Below are 21849 nucleotides of genomic sequence, written 5' to 3'. Positions count from 1 at the left end.
CTTCCAGATCATTTTTGGATTTTTTCTTGACGTTGCTTGTCTTGAAGCGACATTAGCGACCGCAGGGATTGCATTGCAATCCTCATCCAATTATATACTTAAATTGAATAATCGGCGGAGGCGGGCGTGGAGTTGCGGCAATTGCGCTGCTTTATCGAGGCAGCTGAAACACTCCATTTCGGGAAAGCCGCACAGCATATGGAGATTCTCCCGGCCGTGCTGGGACGCCAGATCCAGACGCTGGAAGAGGAAATGCGTGCGGCCCTGTTCCGGCGTTCCACCCGCAGCGTGGCGCTGACCGACGCGGGCAAGACGCTCTTGCCGCTGGCGCGCAAACTCATCGCGCAGGCCGACGAGATGGTGGAAACCATGCGCCATCATGCCAAGAAGCAAGGGCGCATCATCCGCATCGGGGCCATCGACAGCGCCTCGATGGGGCTCATCCCGGCGCTGATCAACGATCTGCATCAGCTTCATCCGGATATCGAAGTCGCGCTTGTCGAGGGCAAGAGCACGCGTCTGCTTCCCAAGCTCATCGCCGGGTCCATCGATCTGGCTGTCATTCGCCCGCCAGCGCGCAACGATCCACGCGTGGTCATGGAGCCGTTGTTGGAGGAGCGCCCGGTCCTTGCCGTGCCGGCCCATCATCCTCTTGCGACGGCTGAATCGGTTGCCATGGCCGATCTTGCCGGCGTGCCCATGATCCTGCCGGGCAGACGTGCGCGGCCGCATAGCCACGATCTGACCGTCAAGCTCTTCGAAGTGGCCGGTGTTGCCCTGTCGGTGGCGCAGGAGGCAGAGGAAAAACACACGATCCTGCGCCTGGTCTCGGCGGGCATCGGCGCGGCCATCGTTCAGCGCTGGAGCGCCAAGGGCGGGCATGAGGATGTTGTGTTCCGCCAGCTGACCGATGTGGAGGAGATCGCTCTGCTGCCATTGAGCGCGGCCTGGCTCCGCGCCGTGCCGGACGTGCTGCGCGATCAGGTTATCGATACGCTTCGGGAGAAATTGGCTGACTATCGCGCCAGTTGCTAGCAAACGGTACGACTGTGCCCGGTTCAAGGTGATCCGAGGGGCATTTGCCCTGCCGCGTGTCATCAGCCTGAATTCGAGGCGGCCATCCACTGACGGCTGGACACTTCTATATCAGAAGTGATATACTAATTCGAAGCTGAAAAATTCGGCATAGCTGGACCTTGGGAGAGGCCGATGAACAGAGCACACGGCGGCAGGTTTGCGCCGCGAACGATATCCGCAAAACATCGGGTGGCATGCACCTGCTCTGACGCAGCGGCCATTTGCATGGGCATTCCGGCGATAACCATCCTGCTGGTCGGACTATGGTGGGCGGGCATTCTTTGACCGTCGGTTGCATGGCGAGGGAGCGCCAGTCTCCTGCTGGCGGCGCCCTTCGCTCAAGCCTTTCTGTTCAGGCGCGGCATATCATCAGATGGCCCCCGCCTGTGCCTGCTCCTTCGCATAGGCTGCCGCGCGGGCGGTGAGGGCCATATAGGTCAGCGAGGGATTCTGGCAGGCGCTGGACGACATTTGCGCACCATCGGTGACGAAGAGATTGGCGATGCCATGCGCCTGACTGTGCCCGTTCAGCACGCTGGTCGCCGGATCGAAACCCATCCGCGCCCCGCCCATTTCATGGATCGCGGTGCCGCCCGGCCCGGGCGTGTCCGATCCGAACAACACCTGGCCCCCGGCATGGGTCAGCATTTCGGTGGCGCAGGCATGGGCCTCGGCCACGGCGGCATGCTCCTCCTTGCCGAAAGCGAAGGCGATGTTCAGCAGCGGCAGGCCGTTGGCGTCGGTGCGGGTGCGGTCCAGGGTCAGGCGGTTGCCGGGGCGTGGCAGGCATTCAGCGAAAGAGACCAGCACCATCCGCCATGGGCCCACCTGACGCAACGCCTCCTTGAACTGCGCGCCCGTGCCTGCCTCGCGTTTGCCGCGGCTCCAGCCTGATTGCAGCGCGCCGCCCTGAAAGGAGAAACCGCGCGTATGGCCCACGCCATCCAGCCGCTCCATATTGCGGAAGCGCGGGATGATGATGCCGGTCGGGCGGTTGCCGAAAGAGGTGTGCAGTTCAAAGCCCGGCATCACCGCCAGAGCCCCCATGGTGTTGGCATGATCCATGATATGGGTGCCCAGCACGCCCGAGCCATTGGCCAGCCCATGCGGCATCGCCTCGCTCGCGGAATTGAGCAGCAGATGCACCGAATTGAACGCGCCCGCGTTCAGGAACACCATACGCGCGGTGGCGCTGCCCCGGCTGCGGTCTTTTGTGTCCAGCCAGCGCACGCCGGTGACGCGCTTCGTGACCGGATCGTAATCGACCTTTTCGACCACCTTGTCGGTCAGCACGGTCAGTCGCCCGGTTTTCATCGCGGCGGGCAGCGTGCTGGATTGGGTGGAGAAATAAGCGCCGAAGGAGCAGCCCCGAGCGCAGATCGAGCGATACTGGCAGGGATTGCGCCCCTCATCCGGCTTGCCTTGCGTGAGATTGGCGGTGCGGCCGATGGTCAACACGCGTTCGGGCCATTTCGCGCGGATCTTGTCACGCAGCGCCACCTCCACCGCATTGAGCGCCATAGGCGGCTGGAACTGCCCATCGGGCAATTGCGCCAGCCCCTCACGCGCGCCGGAGACGCCGATAAAGCTTTCGACATGATCGTACCATGGCGCCAGATCGGCATAGCGGATCGGCCAGTCGGTGCCATGGCCGTCACGCTTGTTGGCGCCGAAATCATAGTCCGACCAGCGATAGGCTTGTCGGCCCCATGTCAGCGAACGCCCGCCCAGCTGATAGGAGCGGAACCAGGTGAAGGCTGTTTCCGCTTCCGTGGCGTAGGGATTCTCGCGGTCATTGACGAAATGATCCTGCGTGAATTCGGTGAAATGGCGGTTGAGGCGCTGCACCGGATAGTCGCCGGCATAGAGGTCCGGGTCGCCTTCGCCGCGAAAGGGCATATCCCACGGTGCTTTCGTTTCCCGGCTGTAGTCGCCATGTTCGATGGCGCGGCCGCGCTCGATCATCAGCACCTTGAAACCGGCCTCGGTCAGTTCCTTGGCGGCCCAGCCTCCGGTGATGCCCGAACCGACCACGATGGCGTCGAATTGGTGTGTCATGGTGCTATCCGAAATCCACCGCGGTCCAGTCGCTGGACCAGGCGCGGTCATGGGAGGAAAAGGGCAGGTCGGCGTCATAGCGGCCCGGGATCAGGGCGTAGCGCAGCTCCTGCGCGCCGCCGATCTGGCTGGTGTAATAGCCGGTGAGGATCAGGCCCTTGATCGCCCGCCACGGGCTTAGGACAGCGGGCGGCGGGCCATCGGGAAAGGCCTGATGGTCGAGCGCGGCCAGCATTTCCGCGCGGCGGGTAGGGCTCAGCGCCAGCCAGTCGCCATTGCCGCGCCGGTCCAGTTCGGTTTCCAGCCAATGCGTGTGGCGCAGGCTGCCGTTGGCGCGAAGCGGCAGGTCGGTGCCTGGATGGCTGAACGGCTCGCCCGTGCCCTCCATGCCATGGGCCAGCGCAAAGATCAGGAAATCGCCGACGCCCGCATCCCCGGCGCCTGGCGTATCGCTGCGGGGGATGACCAACTGGCTGACCTCGCGCAGCATCCGGCGCAGGCGCGGTGTGGGCCGGTCATCGGGCGAAAGGTCGGTAAGGCGGATCGCCGCGACCGGCAGGCCCACCGCCAGCGCGAACAGCGCCGCGCCGCCCAGAACATCGCGGCGCTTCCAGAGGGAGGGGTCATGATCGGCCATCGCACATGCTTTCGCTGTAAGGCTGGATGCCGGAGCCTGCCCCGCAGCAGGCCCCGGCGCGCGGCATCAGAATTCGAAGCCCAGACGTGCGCCGAAGGTGCGCGGCGGGCCGAACTGCCAGCTGTAGATGTTGGCCTGACCCGAAATCACCGTGTTGGCGGCATAGGTCAAAGAGCGATAGTTCTCCAGATTGCGGACATAGGCCTGAACACTGTAGGCCTTGTTGCGCGGCTTGTATTCGATGCTCAGATCGGTCTGCGTGTGGCCGATCTGATAGCTGTCATGATAATTGTAGAAGTCGAGATAATAGCCGCTCTTGTAACGCTCGAAGACAGAGGCGGTCACGGTGGCGCCATTACCCAGATGGAAGGCGTGGTCGTAACCCAGCGTCAGCACATAGTCGGGTGACTGCGGCAGATGATTGCCCGCAAGATTGATGGTGGGGTTCTGCGTGCCATCCTGATTGTAGTAATTCACGCTGGCGGTGAACTGCGTGTAGCGTCCATGCGTCCAGTTGGCCGAAAGCGTCAGCGTATCGTCGGAGGTCGGGCGCAGATTGGCCTCGGCCTCGAGGCCATAGATGCGGGCGCGACCGGCATTGAAGGTCTGCGCGCCGATCACCGGATTGAGCAGCACATCGTTTTGCAGATCCTTGTAATCGTAATAGAAACCCGCGACATTGAACGTATGCTGGCCGCGATCGCCCAGCTTCAGCTTGGCGCCACCTTCATAGGCGGTGTTGTTTTCTGGCCGGAACGTGTTGCCCGAACCGTCGAAACCGCCCGCCTTGTACCCGGTCGAGACCTTGGCATAGACCAGCGTGCGCGTGTTGGGCTTGTAATTGATCCCGGCCAGCCAAGTCGCCTTGCTGCCCGCATAGTGCAGCGGCACATCGCTGTAGCCGATCTGCGATGCCAGGGGCGCCAGATTGATCGGCCCGGTGTTGTAGGCGCCGGTTCCGCCCGCAAAGGCATAGTAGAAGGGATTGAAGGCGCGGAAGGTGGCGTTGCGCACATCATGCGTATAGCGCCCGCCCGCCACCACGGTCAGCTGTTCGGTCACCGGCACTTCGAGCTGGCCGAAGCCCGAGATGCTCTGCGTGTCTGTGGGATGCTGGAAGTAATTGATGTAGGAGCCGTTCTGGCCGATGTAAGCGGAATAAAGTCCGCCATTGGTCCATTGCTTCTCCCGGAAGTAAAAAGCGCCCGCCTGCCATGTCACGCCACTGGTGATGCCGTTGAAGCGCAATTCATGGCTCTGGGTTTTGACCGTCTCGCCGAAATGGGTGAAGACGTAATTGGGGGCCAGGGTCAGCACATTGGAATCGCGGGTATAGCGATAGCCACCGGTGTAGGTGACGGTGAAGGGGCCCGCGTCATAAGCGATGCGTCCGCGTTCCGCCGTGGAATATTGGTGCAGCCAACCCGATCCCTGCGCCGGCGAATTGTAGCTCTGGCGGTTGATGGCGACCAGCGCATGGGTGTTCTGAGGCACGCAGGCCGGAGCGCCCGAGACCGTTCCCGCCGAAGCCCAGCCATTGCCGCAGCCGCTGGCGCCCGGATTGTTGGCCGCGCTGGTCATGTCGCCTCCGGCCTGTGAAGCGGGGATGAGGTTCTGTTCGACATATTCCACCGCCCCATCGATGGTCAGCCCCTGCAGGGGGCGCAGGCGCAGGCTGATGCGGCCGCCGCCGGTGTTATCGTCGTCGCTGCGCTGGGTGTTGACCGGCGTATAGGCGGCGGTGGGGCTGGAGGGCGTGTTGGGGTGATAGGAATAGCCGTCATGGCTGCGGTAGAAACCGGCGAAGCGGATGCCGCCGATGCCCGCCAGCGGCACATCCAGACCGCCATCGACGATCACTTGATTGTAATTGCCATAGGTGACCGAACCATTGGCGGCAAAGTGGTCGCCGGGCTTGCGGGTGATGAAGTTCACCGCGCCGCCGGTGGAGTTGCGGCCATAGAGCGTGCCCTGAGGGCCGCGCAGCACCTCGACGCGATCGAGATCGAAGATCGCGGCATTGAGGATCGTCGGGCGGTTGATGTATTCGCCATCGATGTTGACGGCGATCGACTGGTCCTGCGCTTCATTGTTCGACAGCGTGCCGACGCCGCGCACGGTCACGCGGGTGTTGTTCGTGTCATTGGTGATGTTGAGCGCAGGGGACACCTTCTGGATCGATGTGAAATCCGTTACCCCCTTCGACACCAGCGCGGCGCCGGAGACCACCGAGATGGCAATCGGCACGTTCTGGACGTTTTCCTTGCGGTTCTGGGCGGTCACGATGATTTCATGGTCATCGGCGGTGGTGTCTTTCGCCGTCTGGGCATAGGCTGTTGTGGCCAGCAGGCTGACACCTGCCGAAAAAAGCCAAGCGGTTCCCTTGCGCATCGTCCTGATCCTCCCCAATTTGCATTTTTATAGAATTGCCGTTTTAGTATTGGTGATTCGGTTCAACTGTCAAGGCGCAAGCTCGGCCTGCAAAAAAATATGGCCTGCGGTACGGGCGGGATAACCGTGACCCTTTCTTATCGATATGGTTTTTCGTCTTATTTTAAATTGCAAAAGCTCCATCGTTCGTGGCGCTTTTCCGGCATGATATGAGCGTGCCGCAAAAATGGCTTGACGGTTCGATCCGCGCATCTCTATCTCTAAATCATAACCATCGTTCCAATAAATGTGCCACCCCTGCCGCGCTCGTCATGATCTGATGAGGCGCAAGCCATGGCGTGAGCGCGAGAGGAGAGAGCCGTGCAACTGTCCCCCTGTATCGAATGGATTTTCGCCGATGAGCATGAGGGGCTGCCAGACCGCATCCGCGCTGCCCGCGCTGCTGGCTACAGGCAGGTTGAGTTCCATTTGTGGCGCGACAAGGATATCGAGGGCATTGCCAAGGCGTTGGCCGAAACGGGCGTGACGCTCACCGGTTTCTGCGCCGATCCGCGCCGCAGCCTGGTCGATCCGGCGCAGCACGCCGAGCTGTTCGCGGCCGTGGCCGACAGCCTTGTCACCGCGCGCAAGCTCGGCAAGGCGCCGATGATCGTGGCATCGGGCTTCAACCGCGAAGGCATCAGCACGAAGGAGCATTTCGATCACGCCGTCACGGCGCTCAAGCGCATTGCCGCGATGGCCGAGGATGCTGGCGTGATGGCCCTGCTCGAACCGCTCAACGACCGGATCGACCATCCCGGCATGTATCTGGTCAGCACCACGCTGGGCCTCGATCTGATCGAGGCAGTGGGCAGCCCGAACCTGCGCCTGCTCTACGATGCCTATCACTCGGCGGTGATGGGGGAAGATGCGCGTGACGTGTTGCAAGGGCGCATCCATCTGGTTCACCATGTGCAACTGGCCGATAGGCCGGGCCGCAATGAGCCGGGCACAGGCGATCTCGATCTGGCGGGGCTTTGCGCCACGCTGAAGGATCTGGGCTATCAGGGCGGTTTCGGCCTGGAATACCGCCCCACGCAACCGGCGCTGGCCTCACTGGCGCAGGCGCGCGCCGCGCTGAACGCCTGACCGTCTGCGCATGACCGGGCCAAAGGGCGCGCATCCGATGCGCCGGGCCCATTTCCGGGAGAGCATCATCATGGCCGAGCGCCGCCTGACCCTGTTCGAGAAATTCAGCTATGGCATGGGTGATTTCGCCTTCAGCCTGCCCTGGAATATGGTGGGGGCGTTCCTGCTCTTCTACTACACCGATGTGGCGCTGCTGCCTGCCGCGGCGGTGGGAACGCTGTTCCTGCTGGCGCGGCTGTTCGATGCGGTGGTGGATATCGGCGTGGGGATCTGGGTGGACCGCACGCGCAGCCGCTGGGGGCGCACGCGGCCCTTCTTCCTCTACGCGGGCCTGCCTTTCGCGGCGCTGATGGTGCTGACCTTCTGGGTGCCTGCCGGCCTGTCGGTGGATGCAAGGCTGGTCTGGGCCTTTATCACCTTCAACCTGCTGGGGCTGCTGTTCTCACTGGGCAGCGTGCCGCTGGCCGCGCTGCTGCCGATGATGACCGCACGCACCGACGAGCGTCTGCAGCTTTCCAGCTGGCGCGCCGGGGCGACCGCGCTTTCGGTGATCCTGGCCACGGCCTTCGCCATGCCGCTGGTGCAGGCTTTGGGCGCAGGCAACCCGCGCATGGGCTTTGCCGCATTGGCCGGGGTCTTTGCGGTGATCTCGCTGATGTTCTCGCTCAACCTGTTCCGCACCTGCCGCGAGGTGCATTATGACCCGACCCCCGCCACCGGAGCGATCCTGCCCGCCGTGGGGCGCATGCTGCGCAACCGGGCCTGGCTGGTGACCTTCGCGGTCGCTTCGCTGAATTTCGTGCGCTTTGGCGCGGTGCTGTCGAACACACCGTTTTTCGCGCTGGAGGTGTTGCATGCGCCCTGGGCGATTTCGGTGCTGCTGCCCTCGGTCTCGGGCACGTTGCTGCTGGGGGCGGTGATTGCCCCGCCGATCCTCAAGCTGACGGGTATTCGCCGGGGCTGGCTGGGTTCGATCGCCGTGGCGCTGGCGCTCTATGCGCTGTTGCCGGGGCTGGAGGGGCAGCCTGCGCTGTTCGTGGCGGTCTTCGTCGGCTCATCGCTGGCGATCAGCGTGACGACCACCTCGATCTTCATGATGGCCGCCGATTGCGTCGACTATCATGAATGGCGTTTTGGCGTGCGCGGCGAGGGCCTGCTGTCCTCGGGCATTTCGCTGGCGACCAAGGTGGGCATGGCGCTGGGCACGGCGGGAGTGGCCTACACGCTGGGCATGGCGGGCTATCATTCCGGCGAGATGTCTCAGGGCGTCCATCAGGCGATCCGCTGGTCCTATTATATCTGGCCTGCCGTGGTGCTGATCGCTCAGGCCGCAGCCATCCTGTTCTGGCCGATGGACGGCGATCATGCCCGCATCCGCTCCGATATCGCCGCGCGGACCGCTGCTCAGGGGGCGTGACACAAGCTATAAACAAAGGAGAGGCAGTGATGTTCAAAGCTGGGAATGGCGTGCTGGCGGGTGCCGGCGCAGCGCTGATCGCATGGGCCGTGCCGGGCGCGGCGCAGGTCATCGTTCACCCCGATTATCGCCCGCCCGAAACGGTGCAGCGGGTGGCGATCCCCGTCGACCCTTCGGAAAAGCGCCTGAAAGTGCTGATCATCACTGGCTGGAACAGCTATGAGCATGACTGGACCGGGGTGAACAATCTGCTGCGCAAGCAGTTGCAGGACACCGGCCGCTTCGATGTGCGGGTGATCGAGGACTTCGATCACGGCAATCTCGAGATGCTCAAGGGTTACGATGTCGTGCTGCTCAACTATTCCAGCCGTTGGGTCTACAATGATCCTGCCGAGCATCGCTGGTCGCCCGGGGCGGAAAGGGCGCTGTTCGACTATGTGAAGCAGGGCGGCGGGCTGGTCGCCTATCATTCCTCCTTCACCTTCGGCTACAACTGGCCGGAGTATCGCCGTCTGGTCGGCGCCGTGATGGAGCCGGGGCAGAGCCGCCGCTCGCCCCCGGGTGGCTTCCCGGTCCATATTGTCGATCGCACGCATCCGATCACGCTGGGCATGCGCGAGTATATCTGGACCTACAACGACGATATGTACACCAATATGGTGCAGGATCCCGAGGCGCATATCCATGTGCTGGCGACAGCGCATGATGCCTCAGCCGCCTATAAGCCCGAACTCGCCGGGCCGAAATATCCTGTCGCTGCCTATACGCCCGACAAGCTGGCCAAGATGAAGGGGCTGGACGCCGACCATCCGCAGGTGTGGACCGCCGATTACGGCAAGGGTCGCGTCTTTTCGATCACGCTGGGCCATGATGAGGTCGGGCTGGGCTTTGCCGGCTTGAAGACGCTGATGGCGCGCGGCACCGAATGGGCGGCTACGGGCAAGGTGACCTTGCCGGTCGAGGAGGATGCCAGGGCCTATCCCACGAAGTGAGGTGTGAGGGGCGCCCGGCGTGGCGCCCCTTTGCAGGTTCAGTGCTGGTTGGCCAGTTCATCGGCGGCGGCTTTGGCGCAGGCCTCGTCGGCCTCGCCATTGGCCGCGCCACCCACGCCGATGGCGCCCACCAATTGCCCGTCGACCCGCAGTGGCAGGCCTCCGGCCATGAAGAGCATGTCGCCATGGAGGGCTTTGAGGAGATCGGTGTAGGTGGGCGCGACCTTGGCCGCCTCGACAAGGCCTGCGGTGGGGAAGCCGACCAGCGCGGCGGACATCGCCTTGCGACGGGCGGATTCGACACCGATCGACGAGACGCCGTCGCTCGCCACCAGCAGTCGTGTTTCGCCCGACGCATCGGTGATCGCCACCGCCACCTGTGCGCCATGGCTCAGGCAGGCGGCGCGGGCGGTGGCGGCCAGATGCAGGGCGAGATCTGCGGAAAGCGCTGGCGGGCGCAGGATGGCCGCCGGGCGGGATGGGGCAGCCTGAGCCGTGCTGGCGGCCAGAAGCGCCGTCAACGCGAAAAGTTTGCAGGTCATGGCGGGCGTCCTCTTTTATGGTGAGATAAATTAATACAATGGTTTTAATCATGTCAACGCGAAGACCCTCTGAGAACAGGCGTTTCGCTGGGGATTGGAGAAAAATCTCTCATCTCCTCGAAAAAGATGGGCTTGACGACCGTTCCATTTTTAGGAATCATTGTTCTAATAAAGACAGTCTCAGTCGGGGGAGAGAGCCTGCGCCGCTGGCAGCATCCAGCGGAGAACCATCCCCGAACATCAACCGACAGCCAGGTGAATGGCATGACCAGTCAGATCAAACGGGGCGTGAGCCTCTATTCCTATCAGAACGAGACATTTCAGGGCAAAATGACCCTTGAAGATGCCGTGCGAACCAGTGCCGAACTGGGCGCCTGTGGCATCGAGATCATCGGTGAGCAGACCTTCTGGGGCTGGCCCGAGGTGGGCGTGGCGCAGGCCGATATCGATCATTGGCACGCACTGATGGCGAAATATGGCACGACCCCGGTCAGCCATGACTTCATGCTGGATTACAAGCGCTACAAGGGTCGCGAGATGCCCTTTGGTGAACAGGTAGCCAGCGTGAAGAAGGATGTCGATTTCGGCGCCGCGCTGGGCATGAAATACATACGCGCATTGGTCTCGATTGCGCCTGAAGTCCTGGTGGCCGCTGCCCCCTATGCCGAGGAAAAGGGCATCAAGATCCTGATCGAGGTGCATGCTCCGCTGCATTTCGATCACCCCTGGATCATTCGCCATGCCGAGGCTTTCGAGAAATCCGGCTCGGACGCGCTGGGCTTCCTGCCCGATATGGGCATGTTCCTCTTCGGCTTCCCGCCGGTGTGGAAGGAAAAGTTCATGCGCATCGGCGTGCCTGCCAACATCGCGGATTATATCGTCAAGGCCTATGAAGATCGCGTGCTGTCGGAATATGTCATTCTGAATGTGCGCGACATGGGCGGCGTTGGCCCGGCGATCGCCATGGCCGAAACCCTGCGCCACAATGCCGCTTTCGAGCCGAAGCGCATGCTCGATTACATGCCGCGTATCCACAATGTGCATGGCAAGTTCTATGAGATGACCGAGGACTATATCGAACCCTCGATCCCTTATGACGAGATTGTCCGCGTGCTGCAGCAGGGCGGCTATCAGGGCTACATCTGCTCGGAATATGAGGGCAACCGCTGGATCGAGGACGCGCAGGAGCCGGATTCGGTGGAGCAGGTTCGCCGTCAGCAGGTGATGCTGGCCAAGTTGCTGGGCGAAACCGAGGTGCCCAGCCTGAAAACCCCCGTGGCCGCATAAGGAGATCAGCGCCATGATGGACAATAAGATGATTTGCCCCGAACTCTTCGAGAATGTGATCGAGGATGGCCGGGCGACGGGTTTCGTTTTTCTCGGGCGCTTGCCTTATTATCGCGGGCTGGGCCTCTCGATGATCGAGGATCTTGCCGTGACGGTCGATGGTGAGGCGATGCCGCGCGAGGCGATCCGTTTTACCGTGCGGGACAAGACCTATACGCTCGACGAGATGGAAACGGTCTATGACAATCGCTGGAATTTCGGTGAAAAGGCCCGGATCACGGTGCTGAAGGATGGTGGATTGGCCGCCGGCCCGCATGCCATCGACTTTGCGGTGCGAATGCGTGTCTCTTACCTGCCTTTCGTGCCCACCACCAAGGGGAGCCGTGAGCTGCAGATGGCTGCCTGAGTGATGGGGTGCGGCCGGTGTGGTTTGGCATGAAGACGCCTGAGCCCATGCCGGTCGGCCCCCATCCGCGAAATTTGGAATTTATGTTTTATTTTTCGGGTTCGGAACTTTGCTCGGAATTCTAAAATATCCAAATATATTCAGCATATTATTGGATATTTGGGTGGGTGGAGGGGCAGCTTCATCGCCGTGGTTCAAAATAATTGGAATTGACATCGCGAATAATCTCGGATGCGGTGGAGTTTCGTGTTCACCTGAAGGCCGAAGTCATTGGAACCCACCGCCCCCAAGAGGAAAGTTGCCTCAAAAAAGGCACCCAAGCAGCCTCGCTCACAGGCTTCGCTTGAAAGAATGTTCGCTGCGACCGAGCAATTCATGCTCGAGCGGGGGAGCGAGAACTTCACGCTGAGAGATGTGAGCAAGCGTGGTGAAGTCTCCATTGGTTCGATCTATCTGCGTTTCAAGAGTAAGGATAATCTTGTTCGCGAAGTCATTGCCCATCAGTTGGAGAGGGTGGCGCACGATGAAAGGGAAATGTTGATCCGGGCAATCGGGGAATCTCCCAATCTTTCGGATTACATACCGCGTTATGTGGCGGCTTATGCCGAAATGCTGCGCACCCATGCGCCGTTCTTGCGCCTGATCATGGAAAGGGCGCAGCGTGATCCGCTGGTGGCAGAACCCGGCAAGGAGACTGCGCGGCGTTCGGAGCAGTCCAGCACCGAGGCGATGCTGCGGTATCGTCATGAATTCGGTGGTGAAGACCATGAGTTGAAAGCGAATGCGGCCTATCAGATCATCTTTTCGACATTGGCGCGTTATCTGAGTCTGGGATCCGTGGCCGAGACGCAGATCGAAAGCGAATGGGCATCGTTGAAGACCGAATTGGGACGCATGACGCTGGCTTATCTGAAACAGGATTTATAACTTTACGCTCTGTAAAATGATGGATGCGCCGGGACCTGGACGTTTTTCAGGCGCTCAGCGAACGGAATTTTCTTTAAATCTCGCTCATTCATGATCTTTGCGATGCCGAACGGACCCTAACTGCTCGGCTCACTGCGGGCGGCTGCTCGGAAGGCGGCTGCCTGCCTTTTTCTATTCGACGGTGGCGTGAACATCCCTTGGATCTGGCAGACATTCTGGCGTTTGTCTGGACGGTGGTCCAGCGGGAGGAAAGGGGGCTCAGAACAGGATGCGCCCCAGCATTTCCTGCGAATTGGAGAGATTGTAGCGCTCATAGGCGCGCCGCCGATAGGTCAGCACGGTGGTTTCGCTGACGGACAGGTCGATGCCGATCGCTTCGGCGGTCATGCCTGTCAGGGTGCGGGCGCAGACCTCTCGCTCGCGGCGGCTGAGAAGGGGATAGGTGTTGGTGAGCCGCTGCTCCAGTTTGGCGACGATGGGCAGGTCTGTGTCGTCCCGCGCGAGATCGACATGTTTGCGCAGCAGCGGAAAGGCCAGTTCGGCCAATTCGCTCAGCGTGTCGAGGCTGCCGACCGGCTGTTCCTTGCGGCGGTAGAAGTTGAGCACGAAATTGCGCCCGCCGCGCGCGCGGGCAAAGGCGATCTTTTCGGCGAAACCGGGGTGGTCGTAGCATTCGCGGCGATAGGCGGAATGATGCACATCGCTCGCCGCCAGCCGGGCCATGCGCATATCCTTGCCGTGATAATGCGCCATGCCCGCCAGCGGATCGAGCGCATGATACTGGCTGGCATAGCGATCGGCACGGCTTTGCGATGATCCGACATGGCCGGACGAGACGATCACAAACACGCGCCCGCGCTCATCGAGCCAATAGCCGAAGATTTCATCGACACCGGCCGCCTGATCCGCCGCCGAGAGCAGCACATCGGCGAGGGCACCCGTGCCGGTGGCATCGATCAGCGCCTCATAGAGGACAGATCCCACAACCATCGCAGTCTCCCGGCCACATTCTCACGTCAGGAAGGCGGCCTGTTCTTATCGGTATCAGTCAAGCAGTTTTGCACGCGGATTGCAATCGTCCGGCGGTATGACGTTGCGGCGATGAAACCATGCCATCGCCGCAACGAGGGAAGCTCTCAGGCTGCCTGTGCGCAGGGCGCTTGCGGCATCGGCTGCTTGGCGGCGGCCATTGTCAGGGCTTGGTGCAGCACGTCCTCATCACCGATATGGTTGGCCAGCAGGAAGATCAGCTTGGCATTGATCACCGCGCTGGCCTGTATGTCCAGCCCATCGTGCAGGCTGACCAGACGGGCGTAGAAATCGTCGGGGCGGGCGATGTTGGGGGCGAGGTTAATCGTGCTCATACATGCAATCCCTTCGCGCGCCGCAGGGCGGCGCGGATCTGATGCGCGCTGGGCTGGTGCCAGCGTGCCGCGATATACTGGTCCGGGCGGATCAGATAGGCGGCGCCCGGTTCCATGGCATAACGTTGGGCCACAAGGCCTTCGCTATCGCCGAGGTCTGCGACAATCAGATTGCGCAGACCCTCGATCTGAGGCACCGAACCATCCGCGCTGAGCAGCACGAAATCGCCTTGCCCCAGATGATCGAGCAGCCAGCCATGGTCCACGGGCGCATCCAGCGCGACCGAACCGGGGGCAATGCCGCCTTGCAAGCCATCGTCCGTGTTAAGCTGGGAATGCGGATAGGACACCGCCGTCGACAGCCGCCCGGAATTGACGAAGGGCCTCGCAAAAGCGTGGGTTTCCGACAGTTCCAGCACGGCATTGCGCAAGGCGGTGCTGGTTTCCGATTTGGGCGTGAGGAAATCGGTCGAGCGCGAGGAGTTCAGGATGTTCTCGTCCGCCGTGGCGATGGCTTCGTCATTGTAGCTTTCCAGCAGATCCTCCGGCGCTTCGCCGCGCAGGATCAGGTCCAGCTTCCAGCCGAGGTTGTCGGCATCGGCCACGCCGCCGTTGCAGCCGCGCGCGCCAAAGGGGGAGACCAGATGCGCGCTGTCCCCGGCGAAGATCACCCGGCTATGCACGAAACGCGCCATGCGGCGGCACTGGAACGTATAGACGCTGTACCATTCGGGTTCGAACTCCACATCCTCACCCAGCATGCCGCGCACATAGGGGGCGACATTCTCGGGCTTGATGCAGGCTTCGCGGTCGATGTTCCAGCCGAGCTGGAAATCCAGGCGCCAGACATCGTCGGGCTGTTTGTGAAGCAGGGCCGACTGGCCTGGGTTGAAGGGCGGATCGAACCAGAACCAGCGCTCGGCGGGGCGGTCCTGCTTGAGGCGGATGTCGGCGATGAGGAAATTATCCTCGAAGATGCGGCCCTCGAAATCCAGCCCCAGCATATGGCGTAAGGGCGATGTGCTGCCATCGCAAGCGGCCACCCATGGCGTATCGATGCAATAGGCGCCTTCATCCGAGCGTACAGTCAACCGCGCGCTCTCGGCGGATTGCGCGATCTCGGTCACCTCATGCCCCCAGCGCAGCGTGACATTGGGCAACGCCATCACCGCCTCGATCAGGATTTCCTCGGCGTGATACTGCTGCAAATTGATGAAGCCGGGCATCTGCTGATGCTTCACCGGCAGCATGTCGAAGCTGTAGACGGGTTCGTCCTGCGCGCCCCAGAACACCTTGCCGACATTCCAGACCACGCCCTTTTCGACCATGGCCTTGCCCACGCCGAGCCGGTTCCAGATGTCCAGCGTGCGCTTGGAAAAGCAGATCGCCTTGGAGCCGGCGGCGATGATGTCGCGCTTGTTGAGCACCAGCACCCGGCGGCCCCGGCGGCCCAGATCGAGCGCGAGCGTCAGGCCGACCGGCCCTCCGCCCACGATCACCACTTCGGCATCATCCTCCCGGGCCGGATTTGGCGTGACACCCATGTCACGCCAGACCGGAATGCCGCCCTTCTTGGTCGTAGCGGTCATGATGGTTCCTCTCAGTCCTGCAACTGGGCCCAGACCTCGCGGTCGCGCTCCATGGTCCAGATGCGCGGCCAGTCGATGCCGTCGAACTCGTCCCACAGGCGCTGCACGTCGAAGGGCAGGCAGTGTTCGAAGATCGGCCACATGCCGAATTTGGGCGAGAGGGCCTCATGGGTGGCGCGGAAGGCGTCCTTCAGCGTACCGCCATTCTTGTGGGCGTTGCCGACATGCTCGATCATGCCCTTGAGGAAATCGCGGGTCTGCTCGATGGCGGCATCGGTGGCGGCGGTGCCCTTGGCGATGGCGCCGCGCCCGCCGATCAGGTTTTCGGCGCGGAAGGCCTTCACATTGTCCAGCGTGGTGGTCGACCAGTCGAAGTGGAAAGCGTCACCGGTGTAGAGCGCGGCCTCGGCCTCGACCAGATCGCCCGCGAAAAGTGTCTTGGACTTGTCATGCCAGGCCACGATATCGCCCGCTGTATGGCCGCGACCGCAGAATTTCAGCTCGATGGCGCCCCGGTCGCCGCCCAGCTCGATGCGATGGTCGGTGGCGAAGGTTTCGGTGGGCCAGGTCAGGCCGGGGATTTCTTCGGGGTTTTTGAAGAGGCGCGGCATGCGGCCGAATTCGCTGTCCCAATCCTGCTGGCCGCGCTCCTCGATCAGCTTTTTGGTGACATCGCTGGTGATGATATGCTCGGCCTCGAAGGCGCTGGCGCCCAGCACGCGCACGGCGTGATAATGGGTGAGGACCAGATATTTCACCGGCTTGTCGGTGTGTTCGCGCAGCTTGGTCAGCCAGTCGCGGGCGGCGGCGGGGGTGGCGCGGGCTTCGAAGGCGACGAGGAAATCCTCGCCCTCGATGGCGCCGACATTGGGGTCGCCCTCGGCGGTCAGGGCGTAGACGCCATCCGCCAACACTTCGAGCGTTTCTTTTTTCGGCGCGGTATCGGCAGAAGAAGCAAATGGCTTGGCCATGATGTGATCCTTTTGAGGGTTTGGCTGTATCAGGATGGGTCGGCGTCGGGCTGCGCCTCTGGCGCGGCGGCGGCGAAGGCGGGGTGTTGGCGCGCATGGGCGACAACGCCGTTAAGGCGCGGATAGGCGTTTAGATCGAGGTCGAAACGCTCGGCGGCATAGGCTTGCGGAACCAGATAGACATCGGCCAGCGTGGGATTGTCGCCATAGGCGAAAGCGCCGCCATGCCGGGCGATCAGCCTTTCCAGAGCCGCGAAACCTTCCGCGATCCAGCGGGCGATCCAGGCGCTGACCTGCGCCTCATCCGCCGCCAGATCGGCGCGCAGGGATTTGAGGATGCGCAGATTGTTGACCGGATGGATATCGTAGCCCACGATGGCGGCCATCGCCCGCACCTGAGCCCTTGCCAGAGGATGGGCTGGCAGCAGGGGCGGTTCAGGATGCGTTTCCTCCAGCCATTCCAGAATGGCGGGAGACTGGATCAGCGTGTCCCCATCGACCTCCAGCGCGGGGACCAGCCCTTGCGGCTGCAGGTCGAGGAAGGCGCTGTCCTTATGCTCACCCTTGCGCAGATCATGGGTCACCTGCTCATAGGCGATCCCCTTCAGGTTCAGCGCGATCCGCGTGCGGTAGGACGTGCCCGACCGCCAATAGGAATGCAGCCGGATCATGCCGGCGTGGCCAGAATGACCGCGCGGCACTCGCCAAAGCCGATGGAGGCGCGGCCCGGCGCATGGGCGCTGGCGGTGATGGAGATTTCGTCGCCGTTCTGAAGGAAGCTGCGGGTCTCGCCGGTGGGCAGGGTGAAGGGGCGCTTGCCGCCTTCGGTGATCTCCAGCAGGCTGCCATAGCTCTCGGGCGTAGGCCCGGAGATGGTGCCGCTGCCCAGCAGATCCCCCGGATTGAGGTTGCAACCGTTCGAGGCATGATGCGCCACGATCTGCGCCAGCGTCCAGTACATGTTGCTGGCCGGGCCTTCGGAGAGGCGCAGCGGGGCTCGGCCTTCCTCACGCATCTTCGCGCTGGAGAACCACACCGACAGCGTCAGCGACAGTGCGCCCTGCGCCTGATCCTGCACATCGAGCAGATAGGGCAGCGGCGCCGGATCGCCCTCGGGCCGCGGAGGCTGGGCGATGCGGTAAGGGGCCAGAGCCTCGGTGGTCACCACCCATGGCGAGACGGTGGTGTGGAAATTCTTGGCAAGGAACGGCCCGAGGGGCTGATACTCCCAAGCCTGCACATCGCGCGCCGACCAGTCGTTGAGCAGGCTGATCCCGGCGATATGTTCGCTGGCCTGCCCGATGGGGATGGTGGTGCCCAGCGCATTGCCCTGTGCCACCCAGATGCCCAGCTCCAGCTCATAGTCGAGGCGGGCGCTGGGCTCGAAGACCGGCGCATCGGCATCGGGCGCCTTGCGCTGGCCACGCGGGCGCACCACGGGCTCGCCGCTGGGGCGCACCGAAGAGGCGCGGCCATGATAGCCGATAGGCACATATTTATAGTTGGGCAGCAGCGGATTGTCAGGCCGGAACAGCTTGCCGACATTGGTGGCATGATGGATGCCGACATAGAAATCGGTGTAGTCGCCGATCCGGGCGGGCAGATGCAGCGTCACCTCCGCCTGCGGATAGAGCGCGGGCACCACCGCGCCGCTCAGCGTGTCATCGGACAGCAACTCCGACAGGCGCAGGCGCAGCGCTCGGCGATCCTGCGCGGGCAAGGCGAAAAGCGCATTGAGGTTGGGTTGGACCAGCGCCTCGCTTGCCGCTTCGGGCAGGATATCGCGCAGGGCGGCCAGATCCACGACATAATCGCCGATCGCCACGCCGATCCTTGCGGCGCGAGCCTGAGGCGAAAAGACGCCGAAAGGCAGGTTCTGGATGGGGAATTCGGGATGATTGTCGGCAGAGGGCACCCAGCTTTTCAGGGCGGCGTCATGGGTATGGTCGATCTGGGGCAGGGTCACTGCGCAACTCCTGAAAGGGGGAGGCTGAGGGGCACTTGGGCCTTCTGGAAGCCGGCCCAGCAATCGTCGTAATCGAGCTGCATCAGCGGCGTTTCCATCGCGAAGCGCGTGGGGACGAAGACGTGGCAACTCTCGAACATGAAGGCCAGGGTGTTCTCGATGCGATGCGGGGCCAGCCTGGCCTTCACCGCCGCCTCATGGCTGGCCTGATCCGGGCCGTGCCCCGACATCTGATTGTGCAGCGAGGCCCCGCCCGGCGCGAAACCGCCTGCCTTGGCGTCATAGGCGCCATGGATCAGGCCCATGAACTCGCTCATGACATTGCGGTGGAACCATGGCGGACGGAAGGTGTCCTCGGCCACCATCCAGCGCGGGGGGAAGATCACGAAGTCGCAATTGGCCGTGCCGGGCGTGTCGGTGGGCGAGGTCAGCACGGTGAAGATCGACGGATCGGGGTGGTCGAAGCTGACGGTGTTGATCGTGTTGAAGCGCGTCAGATCATAGCGGTAGGGGGCCAGATTGCCGTGCCATGCCACCACATCGAAGGGCGAGTGATCCAGCGTTGAGGTCCAGAGATGGCCTTGAAACTTCTGCACCACCTCGACAGGCTCGTCGCTGTCTTCGAACCAAGCCAGCGGCGTTTCGAAATCGCGCGGATTGGCGAGGCCGTTGGAACCGATGGGCCCCAGATCGGGCAGGCGGAAGATCGCGCCATGGTTCTCGCAGACATAGCCGCGCGCCGGGCCATCGGGCAGTTCCACCCGGAAGCGCACCCCGCGCGGGATCACCGCGATCTGCTGCGGCCCCACGGTGATGCGGCCCAGTTCGGTGACGATCAGCAGGCGCCCCTGCTGAGGCACGATCAGCCATTCGCCATCGGCGCTGAAAAAGGCGCGACGCTGCATCGAGGCGTTGCAGGCATAGAGATGAACGCTGACTCCCACGCCGGTGCCCACATCGCCATTGCCGCAATAGGTCGTCAGCCCATCGATAAAGTCGACCGCTTCGGTGGGGATCGGCTGCGGGTCCCAGCGCAGCCGGTTGGGGCTGGGCGGCGCGCTGTCGTAGGGATTGGCGCGGATCAGACTGTCGCGCTCATAGGGCGCGAAGGGCGGATGCTGCGCGGTGGGGCGCAGGCGATAGAGCCATGAGCGTTTGTTTTCCACGCGCGGCGCGGTGAAGGCGGTGCCCGAAAGCTGCTCCGCAAACAGGCCATAGGGCACATGCTGGGGCGAATTGCGGCCCACCGGCAGCGCGCCGGGCACGGCCTCGGTCGCCAGATGATTGCCGAAGCCGGGAAGATAGGCGTCCACCGCCGGGGCGGCGCGGACCGGAATCTCCAGAACGGGTGAGACGGTCATGAGAATGCTCCCAAACTGCCTCGCCTTTGCCGGGGAGGCCTTGTGGGTTCCTTCTAGCGCCGAGGCGAACCAGCCTCTGTCATTGGAACTGATGACAGCGCCCCGCGCGGCGCAAGGCTAGAAGGGATGGGCATAACATGGACGGCCATGCGCCGTCCGCAGACAGGCGGAGAAGAGCTATGCCGTATCAGGGCCCTCATGACATCGATCCGGCGGTGCGCGCCTTTCTGAAGCGCGATCCTGCCCTGTTCATTGAGGGCGCGTGGCGGGCCTCTTCGGATGGCGAGCAGTTCGCGGTGTTCGATCCGGCGACAGGCAAGGAACTGGCCAAGGCGGTGGAGGCCAGCGAGGGCGATGTCGATGCGGCGGTGCAGTCGGCGCATCAGGCCTTTGTCGATGGCCGCTGGCGCCTGCTGCGCCCTGCCGACCGTGAAAAGGTGTTGCTGAAACTGGCCGATCTGCTGGAAAATCGTGCTGAGGCCTTCGCCCAGTTGGAGACCTTGGAGCAGGGCAAGTCCATCCATATCGCCCGGATGATCGAGGTGGGCGCCTCGGTCGACTGGATCCGCTATGCGGCGGGGCTGGCCACCAAGCTGAGTGGGCGCACCTTCGATGTCTCGCTGCCCGGCGGCCCTTCGCATTGGACGGCCTATACGCGGCGGGAGCCTGTGGGCGTGGTGGGCGGCATTGCGCCGTGGAATTTTCCGCTGATGATCGCCTTGTGGAAGGTCTTGCCAGCGCTGGCCTCGGGCTGTTCCATCGTGCTGAAGCCTTCCGAAGTGACGCCTTTGACCGCTTTGTGGCTGGCCGAAACCGCGCTTGAGGCGGGCGTGCCGGCCGGCGTGTTCAATGTGGTGACGGGCGGCGGCGCTGTCGCGGGCCGTGCTCTGACCAGCCATAGGCTGGTGGCCAAGCTCTCCTTCACCGGCTCGACCGCCACAGGCAAGGCCATCGGCCATGCCGCCATCGACGGCATGAAGCATTTCACGCTGGAGCTGGGCGGCAAGAACCCGGCTCTGGTGCTGAAGGACGCCGATGTGGCCAAGGTGATCCCCGGGCTGATGGCGGGCGGCTTCCTCAATGGTGGACAGGTCTGCGCGGCGGCCTCGCGCGTGTTTGTCGAGGCGCCGCTGTACGACGATCTGGTCGCCGGGCTGGAACAGGCGCTGCTGGGCCTTAGCGTGGGCAGCGGGCTCGACCCTCAGGCGCAGGTCAATCCGCTGGTTTCGGCGGATCATCAGGCCAAGGTGCAGGCCTATGTGGCTGACGCCAGGGCGCAGGGCGTGGAACTGCGCGGCCAGATCGCGGTGCCCGATGAGGGCTATTTCGTCTCGCCCGCGCTGGTGCTCAACCCTTCGGAAGAGACGAAACTGACACGCGAGGAGGTCTTTGGCCCCATCCTCAACATCACCAAAGTCGCCGATGCCGAGGAAGGTCTGGCTCGCGCCAATGACACGCGCCTGGGTCTGGCCGCCAGCCTGTGGACTCAGGATATCGGCGCGGCGATGGACCTCACCCGCCGCATCGAGGCGGGCACGGTCTGGGTCAACAGCCATGTCTTCATCGATCCCAACATGCCCTTCGGCGGCTTCAAGGAATCGGGCCTTGGCCGGGATTTCGGCGTGAACTGGCTTGACGGTTATACGGAGGAAAAATCGGTCTGCATCGCGCATTGAGCAGGCCGCACAACACGGCGAGGGCGTTCATAGAAGGCGCCCCGCATCACAGAGGGGGAA

19 protein-coding genes are annotated in these 21849 nt (G+C 62.9%); 8 read left to right on the top strand and 11 right to left on the bottom strand.

Annotated elements, in window-relative coordinates; all coding sequences use genetic code 11:
• Positions 1–126: 126 nt before the first annotated feature.
• On the top strand, positions 127–1035 hold the full coding sequence (locus SR3_RS00190) for a LysR family transcriptional regulator (RefSeq protein ID WP_068079430.1): 909 nt from the start codon (positions 127–129) through the stop codon (positions 1033–1035).
• Between the two features lie 411 nt (positions 1036–1446).
• On the opposite strand, the gene SR3_RS00185 is transcribed toward SR3_RS00190, so the two are convergent.
• The 3 genes from SR3_RS00185 to SR3_RS00175 form a co-directional block, all read right to left on the bottom strand.
• Positions 1447–3135: a GMC oxidoreductase gene (locus SR3_RS00185; protein WP_068079424.1), complete on the bottom strand. Its 1689-nt coding sequence runs from the start codon at positions 3133–3135 to the stop codon at positions 1447–1449.
• Between the two features lie 4 nt (positions 3136–3139).
• Positions 3140–3772, bottom strand: a complete 633-nt coding sequence (locus SR3_RS00180; RefSeq protein ID WP_068079422.1) for a gluconate 2-dehydrogenase subunit 3 family protein — start codon at positions 3770–3772, stop codon at positions 3140–3142.
• A 66-nt stretch (positions 3773–3838) separates the two neighbouring features.
• Positions 3839–6163: a TonB-dependent receptor gene (locus SR3_RS00175; protein ID WP_245653653.1), complete on the bottom strand. Its 2325-nt coding sequence runs from the start codon at positions 6161–6163 to the stop codon at positions 3839–3841.
• A gap of 360 nt (positions 6164–6523) precedes the next feature.
• Between SR3_RS00175 and SR3_RS00170 the strand changes: the two genes are divergently transcribed.
• The 3 genes from SR3_RS00170 to SR3_RS00160 all read left to right on the top strand — a co-directional run bounded on the left by SR3_RS00170 (position 6524) and on the right by SR3_RS00160 (position 9700).
• Positions 6524–7291 carry a TIM barrel protein gene (locus SR3_RS00170; RefSeq protein WP_068079420.1) on the top strand — a complete coding sequence of 256 codons (768 nt, stop codon included), beginning with the start codon at positions 6524–6526 and terminating at the stop codon, positions 7289–7291.
• 70 nt (positions 7292–7361) lie between these two features.
• Positions 7362–8708 (top strand): MFS transporter, encoded by a 1347-nt coding sequence (locus tag SR3_RS00165; RefSeq protein WP_068079865.1) that lies wholly within the window; start codon positions 7362–7364, stop codon positions 8706–8708.
• A gap of 29 nt (positions 8709–8737) precedes the next feature.
• Complete coding sequence (locus SR3_RS00160; protein ID WP_068079418.1) at positions 8738–9700, top strand: ThuA domain-containing protein; 963 nt, start codon at positions 8738–8740, stop codon at positions 9698–9700.
• Between the two features lie 38 nt (positions 9701–9738).
• Here the strand turns inward: SR3_RS00160 and SR3_RS00155 are convergent, their stop codons facing one another.
• The gene (locus SR3_RS00155; RefSeq protein WP_068079416.1) at positions 9739–10242 is read right to left on the bottom strand and encodes a GlcG/HbpS family heme-binding protein; all 504 of its coding nucleotides are present in this window, start codon (positions 10240–10242) and stop codon (positions 9739–9741) included.
• A gap of 264 nt (positions 10243–10506) precedes the next feature.
• Here SR3_RS00155 and SR3_RS00150 point away from each other — a divergent pair, with 264 nt between their 5' ends.
• From SR3_RS00150 to SR3_RS00140, 3 genes are all read left to right on the top strand, one after another.
• Complete coding sequence (locus SR3_RS00150; RefSeq protein ID WP_068079414.1) at positions 10507–11529, top strand: sugar phosphate isomerase/epimerase family protein; 1023 nt, start codon at positions 10507–10509, stop codon at positions 11527–11529.
• Between the two features lie 13 nt (positions 11530–11542).
• Positions 11543–11935, top strand: coding sequence for a C-glycoside deglycosidase beta subunit domain-containing protein (locus SR3_RS00145; RefSeq protein ID WP_068079408.1), 393 nt, complete (start codon positions 11543–11545; stop codon positions 11933–11935).
• Positions 11936–12286: 351 nt separating this feature from the next.
• Positions 12287–12862: a TetR/AcrR family transcriptional regulator gene (locus tag SR3_RS00140; protein ID WP_084454773.1), complete on the top strand. Its 576-nt coding sequence runs from the start codon at positions 12287–12289 to the stop codon at positions 12860–12862.
• Positions 12863–13120: 258 nt separating this feature from the next.
• Here SR3_RS00140 and SR3_RS00135 read toward each other — a convergent pair whose 3' ends face one another.
• From SR3_RS00135 to hmgA, 7 genes are all read right to left on the bottom strand, one after another.
• Complete coding sequence (locus SR3_RS00135; protein WP_068079404.1) at positions 13121–13852, bottom strand: helix-turn-helix transcriptional regulator; 732 nt, start codon at positions 13850–13852, stop codon at positions 13121–13123.
• 146 nt (positions 13853–13998) lie between these two features.
• Positions 13999–14226 carry a DUF2783 domain-containing protein gene (locus SR3_RS00130; RefSeq protein WP_068079401.1) on the bottom strand — a complete coding sequence of 76 codons (228 nt, stop codon included), beginning with the start codon at positions 14224–14226 and terminating at the stop codon, positions 13999–14001.
• The gene (locus SR3_RS00125; RefSeq protein ID WP_068079399.1) at positions 14223–15815 is read right to left on the bottom strand and encodes an FAD-dependent oxidoreductase; all 1593 of its coding nucleotides are present in this window, start codon (positions 15813–15815) and stop codon (positions 14223–14225) included. Before SR3_RS00125 ends, SR3_RS00130 begins: the two co-directional genes overlap by 4 nt.
• 11 nt (positions 15816–15826) lie before the next feature.
• A complete protein-coding gene (locus SR3_RS00120) occupies positions 15827–16786 on the bottom strand; it encodes an MBL fold metallo-hydrolase (RefSeq protein ID WP_084454772.1) in 960 nt (319 codons plus the stop codon).
• A 29-nt stretch (positions 16787–16815) separates the two neighbouring features.
• Positions 16816–17457 carry a maleylacetoacetate isomerase gene (maiA, locus tag SR3_RS00115; protein ID WP_174549115.1) on the bottom strand — a complete coding sequence of 214 codons (642 nt, stop codon included), beginning with the start codon at positions 17455–17457 and terminating at the stop codon, positions 16816–16818.
• Positions 17454–18752, bottom strand: coding sequence for a fumarylacetoacetase (gene fahA, locus SR3_RS00110; protein ID WP_068079392.1), 1299 nt, complete (start codon positions 18750–18752; stop codon positions 17454–17456). Before fahA ends, maiA begins: the two co-directional genes overlap by 4 nt.
• Positions 18749–20113 carry a homogentisate 1,2-dioxygenase gene (gene hmgA / locus SR3_RS00105; protein WP_068079390.1) on the bottom strand — a complete coding sequence of 455 codons (1365 nt, stop codon included), beginning with the start codon at positions 20111–20113 and terminating at the stop codon, positions 18749–18751. The genes fahA and hmgA overlap by 4 nt, the downstream gene beginning before the upstream one ends.
• Positions 20114–20292: 179 nt before the next feature.
• Here hmgA and SR3_RS00100 point away from each other — a divergent pair, with 179 nt between their 5' ends.
• Positions 20293–21789 carry an aldehyde dehydrogenase family protein gene (locus SR3_RS00100; protein WP_068079388.1) on the top strand — a complete coding sequence of 499 codons (1497 nt, stop codon included), beginning with the start codon at positions 20293–20295 and terminating at the stop codon, positions 21787–21789.
• The last annotated feature ends 60 nt before the right edge of the window (positions 21790–21849 follow it).

This window comes from Novosphingobium rosa NBRC 15208 (genome assembly GCF_001598555.1).
Classification (GTDB): Bacteria; Pseudomonadota; Alphaproteobacteria; order Sphingomonadales; family Sphingomonadaceae; genus Novosphingobium; species Novosphingobium rosa.
This window is presented reverse-complemented; position numbering and strand designations above follow the sequence as displayed.